The organism is Pseudomonas viridiflava (genome assembly GCF_001642795.1).
In the GTDB taxonomy this organism is placed as follows: domain Bacteria; phylum Pseudomonadota; class Gammaproteobacteria; order Pseudomonadales; family Pseudomonadaceae; genus Aquipseudomonas; species Aquipseudomonas viridiflava.
Genome location: NZ_LKEH01000018.1, coordinates 533128 through 542090, shown reverse-complemented (window position 1 = coordinate 542090; position 8963 = coordinate 533128). Strand labels below are relative to the sequence as shown.

7 protein-coding genes and 1 pseudogene are annotated in these 8963 nt (G+C 56.0%); 2 read left to right on the top strand and 6 right to left on the bottom strand.

The window, feature by feature from the left end; genetic code table 11:
- Positions 1–647: 647 nt before the first annotated feature.
- The 5 genes from AO065_RS06310 to AO065_RS06295 form a co-directional block, all read right to left on the bottom strand.
- Positions 648–986: a helix-turn-helix domain-containing protein gene (locus AO065_RS06310; protein ID WP_004881057.1), complete on the bottom strand. Its 339-nt coding sequence runs from the start codon at positions 984–986 to the stop codon at positions 648–650.
- The gene (locus AO065_RS06305) at positions 973–1293 is read right to left on the bottom strand and encodes a hypothetical protein (RefSeq protein WP_032650680.1); all 321 of its coding nucleotides are present in this window, start codon (positions 1291–1293) and stop codon (positions 973–975) included. Before AO065_RS06305 ends, AO065_RS06310 begins: the two co-directional genes overlap by 14 nt.
- Positions 1294–1749: 456 nt before the next feature.
- Positions 1750–2811 (bottom strand): RHS repeat-associated core domain-containing protein, encoded by a 1062-nt coding sequence (locus AO065_RS26480; RefSeq protein ID WP_004881054.1) that lies wholly within the window; start codon positions 2809–2811, stop codon positions 1750–1752.
- A 218-nt stretch (positions 2812–3029) separates the two neighbouring features.
- Positions 3030–3440 (bottom strand): LexA family protein, encoded by a 411-nt coding sequence (locus AO065_RS06300; protein ID WP_004881052.1) that lies wholly within the window; start codon positions 3438–3440, stop codon positions 3030–3032.
- 97 nt (positions 3441–3537) lie between these two features.
- Positions 3538–4779 (bottom strand): M20/M25/M40 family metallo-hydrolase, encoded by a 1242-nt coding sequence (locus AO065_RS06295; protein ID WP_004881049.1) that lies wholly within the window; start codon positions 4777–4779, stop codon positions 3538–3540.
- Between the two features lie 266 nt (positions 4780–5045).
- On the opposite strand from AO065_RS06295, the pseudogene AO065_RS06290 reads away from it, so the two are divergent.
- A pseudogene (locus AO065_RS06290) lies at positions 5046–7210 on the top strand (TonB-dependent siderophore receptor).
- A 74-nt stretch (positions 7211–7284) separates the two neighbouring features.
- On the opposite strand, the gene AO065_RS06285 reads toward AO065_RS06290, so the two are convergent.
- Positions 7285–7764, bottom strand: a complete 480-nt coding sequence (locus AO065_RS06285) for a P-loop nucleotide/nucleoside kinase family protein (protein ID WP_004881045.1) — start codon at positions 7762–7764, stop codon at positions 7285–7287.
- A gap of 246 nt (positions 7765–8010) precedes the next feature.
- On the opposite strand from AO065_RS06285, the gene tal reads away from it, so the two are divergent.
- A complete protein-coding gene (tal, locus tag AO065_RS06280) occupies positions 8011–8946 on the top strand; it encodes a transaldolase (protein WP_004881043.1) in 936 nt (311 codons plus the stop codon).
- The last annotated feature ends 17 nt before the right edge of the window (positions 8947–8963 follow it).

Sequence of the window (8963 nt, the reverse complement as noted above, 5' to 3'; positions counted from 1 at the left end):
TAGAAGGCTGACATTGGCCAAACCCCGTAGATATTGGCTAAATTTGACCTATCGGTCCAATCCATCATCGGGGCGACGGAGAAGCGGCGGGACAGCGCAGGCCTTGTAGGACGGGGGTTTTGGGCGATTTCTGGTTGCATGATCATCAGTGGTTTTTAGCAAAATAGAGACAGTTTTCCTACTTTCGTTGCTACAAAGAGCAAGCGGCGGTAGCGATGTAGCAACAGAAGCAATGGGGAAACGATCATCCTGAGCTTGCTCAAGGCTGACCCACAGCGTCAACGGTGGTTGCGTGGATGGGTGAGTTTACAGGAAGCGCGGAGGTTTGATTGAGGCTGTTGGGCACGAAGCGCACTGGTGTCATCTATCAGCGGCAGACTGCAGAGCGCCCCATCAGCGCGACCGCATCTGGCTTGGGGCCTAGCCCCCCGACGGTGAACGGGAACCACAACCAGCCAGGCGGCAGCAAAACAGTCGGATGGGGCCTGAGCAGCGACGCGAAGCAATGGGCCACCCAACTTGCCCGAACCAATGCAAAGGCCGGGCGACCGGACAGATGCCGCTCGCGTCGAAATCCTCAAGTGGAGTTCTTCAACCTGAGGGCAGATTATTCGATTCGAACGTCTCGCCATCTCAACCAAAGCCAATCAGTTGCGTGGAACGGCGTGACTATTGTCTATCATCAAGACATCCCGGAACACATCCGGCCTCAAGACTGCGATGTGCAAAAGCGATCTCGCGGCTCCAGACGGCATACGCCTCCCCTGTTCCCACTCTTGCAACGTCCTGACGGAGACACCCAGCAGCTCAGCAAATTTAGGTTGAGACAATCCGGTCTTGCCACGAGCTTCAGCGGCCTCGGTTATTTTGACCTCATGCACGTCCCCATGCCGACCGGCTTTGACGTCTTGGATCGCCGCTAACAATTCTTCGCCAATATTGCGCTTGGCATCTCGCTCAAGCAGTTCTTTTTCAGTCAGGGCCATGATTCAGCTCCTTTGCGATGCTGCGCAGGATGTGCGCAAGGATGTTTTCGGTAGCGCCCTTGCCGTAGATGAGCAGTGCAATCAATACGCCTTTGCGCAGTTGAGCGGTGTAAATCACCCTCACTGCGCCACTCTTGCCACGGCCATCCATACTCCAGCACACTTTTCGGCAGCCGCCAGAGCCTGGTATTACCGCGCCGACATCGGGATTATTTGCCAAGAATGCCATGAAGGCACCCCGCTGCTCTCCACTCCAATAGTCTGGCCAGTGCCTGGAAAATAAAGGTGATTCAATAATGGTAAGCATAGGTGGCGATCATACGTCTTTGACGTAGGAATGACAATTATCGGAAATGATCTGAAGGTAGTGCGAGGGCGGAAGGATGCTTGGCATGCTAAAAATTGCTAAAACGTCACATAAAAACACTTAACTATATGATTTTTAAAGTAATTTATCACATGATGATCCCATCCATCATGGGGGCGACGGAGAAGCGGCGAGAGAAATCGGTCTTGTCTTGAGGCGTTATAGCTGACATTTTTAATCGGTGACTCGGCGAAGTATCGCGGGATTCTACGATTGCCTCGTAGGGTGTAGCCAAACTATGCCATACGTGGCCAGGGTATGGCGGGGACGATACAGTGGGCCGACAGTTCACCGCAAAGAGCATCATCCTACAGCCTTGACAACCCGTGATCAGCCCAACTTTCTTACACGCCCCGTACAGCCGCGTCTTGGCAGGAAAGGCGCTCACGCGAGCATTTAAACCGGCCGGGAAATAATGGATCGCCAGTTTGAGCTATTACTCCTAATCCCATACGCCTGCCCCAATAACGACTCGGGCTCTGCTCTGCCAGCCTGTCTTCGCTCCTGTGCAATTTTGAGCTGCAAACGCTCAAATCTTGACAAAGAGGTACTACGCTCCTTGGCACCAGATTTTGAAAAGTCCTGGACTGGATCTCGCTCGACAGCTTCCCGCCTTAATGCCTTACGTTTTTCACTTAGCATCTGCTTGGTAGATTTTGCATAGCGGCGATGGTGGGTAAGCAATTCCTCTGTAGAGCCTTCCAGAACGTGTCGCTCACGCGGTGTAGTGGCCAGACGATCCTCAGGAAGCGCCTTGAGCGGCGGAGATTCGTCAACATGGGCAATTAGTCGTTCAGGGTTTCTTCCTGCTTTGACAAGTGCGGAAGCTTTCCGCGTCAATCTTGGAACCAGAGCAGCAGAGCGCGGCGTGCGCCCAATCAAGCTTAAAAACCTGGACGCAGCCTTGAATAGGACTGCGACATGTCCGTCAGGGTCTAAGCGATTAACCGGATCACCCCCACAGTACGCGTAGGCATTAAGGCCCCCTTTATCAAACGGGCTGAGATTATCTGGAGTATTGAATCGCATCAAAGCGGGGTTAAATGCTCGGTAGCCGTTCCCCAGTAAATAGTGGCCGGTCACGCCCTCAGGACGCTCACCAACAAATCGCAGCAGACCGACTTGACTGATCGATGAATCATGGTGTCCATAAGGGGTGTAGGTGAAAACGTCTGAGCGACGCGCGAATTGAGTATGCAAGACAGAGCTTTGCCCGTCAGTTGTCTTTAACAGATGAGCGATTTGACTGCTTCTCTGATCAAGGACGCTCTCTGCCAGCAAGATGTCTTCATAACGAAAAACCGTTCGAAAGCACTCTGAATCGATTTCGTTTACCAAACGATTTTCAAGGTAAAACCTCTGACAAATACTGCCAGATTCGCTGCTGATCAGCCTGTCGAGTGCGTCATAACGGTAAGCACATGAGAGTATTTCTGCACCACCATTTTTGAGTTTCATATGCCCCTGCCCGCCTGAACGCCAACGAGGAACCATCATTGCCTAGCCAACAGTCTTTGGGTACTGGCACATCTGATAGTGGCACTCACGACGCCAAGAGCGACAACATCGCGCGAATCGCTGAACTCAACGTCAGCAAGCCAACCATAGGTCGCAAAGTCCGTGCGGCTTACTACGATTTCAATACTGCCGCCCAGATACGACAGGCATCCAGGCACTCAAAAGCTTTTAACACTCTGCGTCACCACCCCCAAAATAATCAGATCATCATTATCCGTCACAGGCTGCGACGGGTAATCCTTGTGGCTGGATTCCAGCATCACGACATTCCCGCGCATGTGCAAACGCCTGCATACCTGCGCCTCGTTGAGCGAGGCGATGACGATGTCGCCGTGCTCGGCGTAGCGTCCGCGGTCGACAATCAACATGTCTTCCTTGCTGATGTGCTCCCCTTGCATGCTGTCGTCCTGGATTGCAGCAATGAAAAAGTCTGGTTCGCGCACTTCGCAGAGCTCCGCTATCGAGACGTGCTTTTCGATGATGGGCGATTGCGAGCCGACGGACGACATGGAGATGAACGGGAGCTTGATGCCCCCTGCGGACAAGGGGCCAAGGAAGGTGACACTCATGATGCGAGCCTTTTTATGATTAACTGTATGCATATACAGTTAATCGCGCATCGGAGCTGAGGTCAACCTTGGACGTAAGATATGTCGACAGATGGCGTCAGGGTTTGGCCTCCGAAAGCTGCTTGATCAACGCCACGGTGAGATAAAGCCTGGGGGCGATGCTCGACAGTTCGATGTACTCGTCATCGGCATGCAACCCCGCCCCCACAACGCCCATGGTTTCGAGCACGGCCGGTTTTTCGCTACCCGGAACATAGGCATAGCCTGCGTCAGTGCCGAAGCGCATGGCGATGGGCTCGATGTTGCGCCCGATTTTTCCATAAAGCGTCTGGGCGGTTTTGGCCAGCTGCTCGGAGCCCGGGTTTTTCGCCAGAGGTGGGCGTCCTTTTTCCAGACGTACCGACACCTCGGTGCCGTCGATGAGTTTCTTCTGCACGATGCGCTGGGCGTCGGCGATGACACGATCACTTTCAGACAGATCGGAATAGCGCATGTCCGCTTCCGCCGAAGCACTGGACGGGATGATGTTGCGCTTCTCGCCGCCCTTGATCAGGGTCCAGTTGACGGTGGTGCCTTTGGCTGGATCGCCCAGGTCCTTGAGTTGCAGCATCTGGTGCGCCAGTTCGATCGCCGCGTTGCGTCCGGCTTCAGGCGCGGAGCCCGCATGTGAAGACTTGCCTTTGACGTCGAGAATCACACCGTTGATGCCGTTGGTGGCAACGGTGACGGCATCCTTGTCAGGTGGCTCGTAGGAAAAGACGTAATCGTGCTGGCGAGCCAGTTCGGCGATGATTTTCTTCGAGCCGCTGGAGCCGGTTTCCTCATCAGGGTTGAACAGCACGGTGAGTGTGCCGAAATCCTTGAAACCCTCCTCCTGCAGAAGCTTCAGGGAATGCAGAATCATTGCGACGCCACCTTTGGCATCGGCAACGCCTGGGCCATAGGCGCGCACACCGTCCTGTTTGAAAGGGCGCTTCGCTGCCGTGCCCGGCCCGAATACCGTGTCGTAATGGACCATCAGCAGAAAGGATCGGGTACCACTGCCCTTGATCGTTCCAACGATGTTGTCACCGGCAGAGGGCGTCGCGGGCGTGGTGGTGACTTCTGCGCCCAGTGCTTTCAGGCGTTCCACCAACAGCGCGCTGATGGTTTTCAGGCCGGGAGCCTGGCCTGTGCCGGTATCAACATCGACCAATTGCTTGACGGTCTCGAGATAGGCTGTCTGCTCGGTTTCGGCTTTTTTCAGTAGTTGCTCGGACGAGATGTCCGCCGCGAAAGCGCTAGCGGAGAGGATGGAAAAGGCGATGACACTCGCAACCGATGTACGTCGAAATTGCATGCTGGTTCCCTCAGATCATTGCGGCTTGAAGCCCCATCTTTACCCAACCTGCCTCACAACACCACTTCCAGACGCCTGAGCGACGTCGAGACAATCAAATGCAAATATGTATATAAATGTAACTGAGAGTAATTAGCATTTAGTCAATTGTGAAAAAATTGTTAGGATCCTGCGACCAGCCTGCTGGCTGACCAAACGTCCGGCGCCCCGTTGCTCAAGTAGTTCGCCACTTTTCAAACGCTCAGGTCCATCGTAGGAACCCCACAATGTTTCGTCCGCTCACTTCGCTGACCGCTTTTGCGATTATCGGTGCATCAACTGCTGCGCTGGCTGCTCCCGATCAAACCAATCCGCCTGCCCAGACTCAGTCGAGCGCGTTGACGCTGGACAATGTCGACATCAATGCGCGAGCAGGCGTGGCGGGAATGGCGACCACCGAAGGCAGCGGTTCCTACACCACCGGCTCCATGAGCACCGCCACCAAGTTGCCGTTGTCGATTCGCGAAACGCCCCAGTCGGTGAGCGTGATTTCACGTCAGCGCATCGAAGATCAAGGCATGAACGATCTGAACGATGTCGTTAAATACGCGCCGGGCATCATCCTGCGCAAGTTCGGTACGGATCGTCAGCAGTTTCTGGCACGCGGTTTCAGCATCGACAACCTGATGTACGACGGTCTGCCGACCATCGTGAGCACCTTCACACTGGACACCATTTCCGGGGCCGATCTGGCGATGTACGACCGTGTCGAAGTGGTCCGCGGCGCCACCGGTCTGATGACGGGCGCGGGCAGCCCATCGGCAACGCTGAATCTGATCCGCAAGCGTCCCACCGCGATACCGCAGGTCAGCGTGACGACCAGCGCGGGCAGCTGGGATCGCTACCGAACGGAAGTGGATGCCTCCAACAAGCTGAACGACTCGGGCACATTGCGCGGTCGGGTAGTGACAGCGTATGAAAAGGGCAACAGCTTTCTCGACGAGCGCGATGAGGAACGCCAGACGTTCTACGGAATTCTGGAAGCAGACCTGAACGAATCGACCACCTGGACCATCGGTGCGTCCAAGCAGCGTGACGATGCTACATCGGACTGGGGCAGCCTGCCTTCGGGTCCAAATGGCCAATACCTCGGCCTGCCCCGCTCCACATTCCTGAGCAACGACTGGGCTTACTGGGATCGGGACAACGTCAGCGTATTCACCGATGTGACTCACCGGTTCGACAATGGCTGGAGCGGCAAGATCGCAGCGGCGAAGATATGGGCCGAGTCGGACATGTATTCCAACTACCTGACGGCTAACGGCAACGGTTATGGCCAGGCGGCAGGTCAGTACGACACCACCGATGTGCAGACCAATATCGATGGCTCGCTGTCCGGCCCTTTCAAGCTGTTTGGCCGCGAGCATGACCTGATGCTGGGCGTCAGTCGCCGTGAAGAGAAATTCGACCAGAAAGGCGGTTTCTACGGCTCGACGCCCATCGATATCTACAACTTCAATCCGAACGTGATTCCCAAGCCGGACATCAACACCCGCACGGCGTATGTCAGCCAGAACACCGCAACCGAAGACGGCATCTACGCAGCCGCACGCTTTAACCCAATCGATCCACTGCACATCATCGTCGGCAGCCGGGTGAGCTGGTACGACTATCAGAATCGCTCGGCCAATACCGGCGATTACAAGGTCACACGCGAGGTCACACCTTATGCCGGCATCGTCTACGACCTGAACGACACCTACTCGGTCTATGCCAGTTACACCGAGATCTTCAAACCACAGAACCAGCAGGACGTGAGCGGTGCCATTCTTGACCCGATGACCGGCGAGAGCTACGAGATCGGTTTGAAGGGCGAATACTTCAACGGCGGCCTGAACGCCTCGCTCGCGCTGTTCGACATGACTCAGGAAAACCGCGCTTANTCACCCCGCCCGCCAGTTGCCAGCAACAGAACCGCACCTGCTACGAAGCGGCGGGCGAAGTACGCAGCCGCGGCATCGACGCAGAAGTGACCGGCGAACTCACACCGAACTGGCAGGCCTCGGCGTCCTACACGCTAGTGCTGAGCCAGTACGTCAAGGACCGTAACTTCGACAAGGGTGATCGATTCGCAGCCGAGCAACCCAAGCACCTGTTCAAGGCCGCGACCACGTATCACCTGTCAGGCGACTTCAGCAAATTGCGCATCGGGGCCGACGTACTGGCTCAGAGCGACACCTACAACCGTGTCGGCACCGGTCGCTCGGAGCAGGACTCGTATGCGGTGGTGGGCCTGATGGCGGGCTACCGCTTCGACGAGCACTGGGACGCCCGGGTGAACCTGAACAACGTGCTGGACGAGAAGTACTGGCAGGGCATTCCAACCGCGACCGGCAGCGGCGTGTACGGAGATCCACGCAACGTGATGTTCTCGTTGAAGTGGTCGCTTTGATTGCTCGATAAACACACTCACAGGCGCCTAGGGAACCCCGGGCCGCCTGTGAGAAATTGTGAGAATGCCCTAGCCTAATAGGTCACGATTACCAATCCCTCACGTTCGTCTGGCGCTGTGAAGTAGCTGGTGATGAGATCGAACTCTTTGTCCGTCGCAGCAAAATCGTGCTCACCTCGAGCATTGCGCGCATGCAGTCGCGCGCGACACGTCTCATCATCGACATTCAGAAAATGCAGACAATGCTGCACGTGGGCACCATCGGCGAGCGCACGAAGCCAGGCTCGATCCGAGATTGTATTGGCAGGAAAATCCAGGACGACGCTTACACCTGTCGACAGTACGCTGACCACTAGAGGCTCCAGTACCCCACGAATACGTCGGGCGCGATTTACATAGTCGGAAACAGAGCGGATTTCGTCAGGATAGAGCGCCGCAAGCCAGTGGTCTTCGCTGATGACGATTGTCTTGGCTTCGCTGCCCAATGTGCGGGCCAGGGTTGATTTGCCGGATGCGATTTTGCCGCACAGAAGATGCAATATCGGGGTCGTCATGGAAATCCTTTCAATTCGTCCAGTACAGATACGTTAAGTGAAACCGCACCATACGACCATGGGGCACGCTTAAATCAAGGTTCAGGGAACAAGCAGCCCGCCATGGGCTCAAAACCATTCTCGACAAGGTTTGCGCGACAATGCCGACCCTCGACGCCACCGATGCGCAAAGCTTATGCGCCACGGCCTTGAGTGGGCGGCAGCGCTCGGGTAATGTCATCCAACCGCACAGGACAGAGCACGCTCATGACTTCCAAGCTGGATCAACTCAAGCAATTCACCACCGTTGTCGCTGACACCGGTGACTTCGGCGCGATCAAAAGCCTCAAGCCGCAGGACGCTACCACCAACCCTTCCCTGCTGCTCAAGGCCGCTTCGAGCGAGAGCAATTCGCAGCTGCTGGCCGACGCGTTCAGCGGCAGCAAGGGTGACATTGGCCTGGCGTGCGACCGCTTCGCCGTCGCCATCGGCCAGGAGATTCTCAAGGTCGTTCCAGGCCGTGTTTCCACCGAAGTGGATGCCCGCCTCTCTTTCGATACCAACGCCTTGATTGAGCGCAGCCATCGCATCATCGACTTGTACGACAAAGCGGATGTCAGCCGTGATCGCGTACTGGTCAAGCTGGCGTCCACCTGGGAAGGTATTCGCGCTGCCGAGAAGCTGGAGAAGGAAGGTATTCAAACCAACCTGACCCTGCTGTTCTCCTTCGCTCAGGCCATTGCCTGCGCCGAAGCAGGCGTGTTCCTGATTTCGCCGTTCGTGGGCCGTATCTACGACTGGTACAAGAAGTCGTCCGGTCAGGACTACACCGGTGCCGAAGATCCGGGCGTGCAGTCCGTGACCCGCATCTACAACTACTACAAGGCCAACGATTACAAGACGGTCGTGATGGGCGCAAGCTTCCGCAACCTGAACCAGATCGAACAACTGGCTGGCTGTGACCGTCTGACCATCAGCCCGGACCTGCTCAAGCAACTGGCTGAAGACACCGGCACCCTGGAGCGCAAACTGGCTCCGGGCAATCCTGGCGAAGATGGCAAGGCTGGCGAAAAACTGAGTGAAAGCCAGTTCCGCTGGGCATCGAACGAAGATGCCATGGCCACCGAGAAGCTGGCTGAAGGTATTCGTCAGTTCGCTCGCGATCAGGAAAAGCTCGAGGCTCTGCTCTCCGCCAAAGCCTGAAAACATTAAAGGGCGAC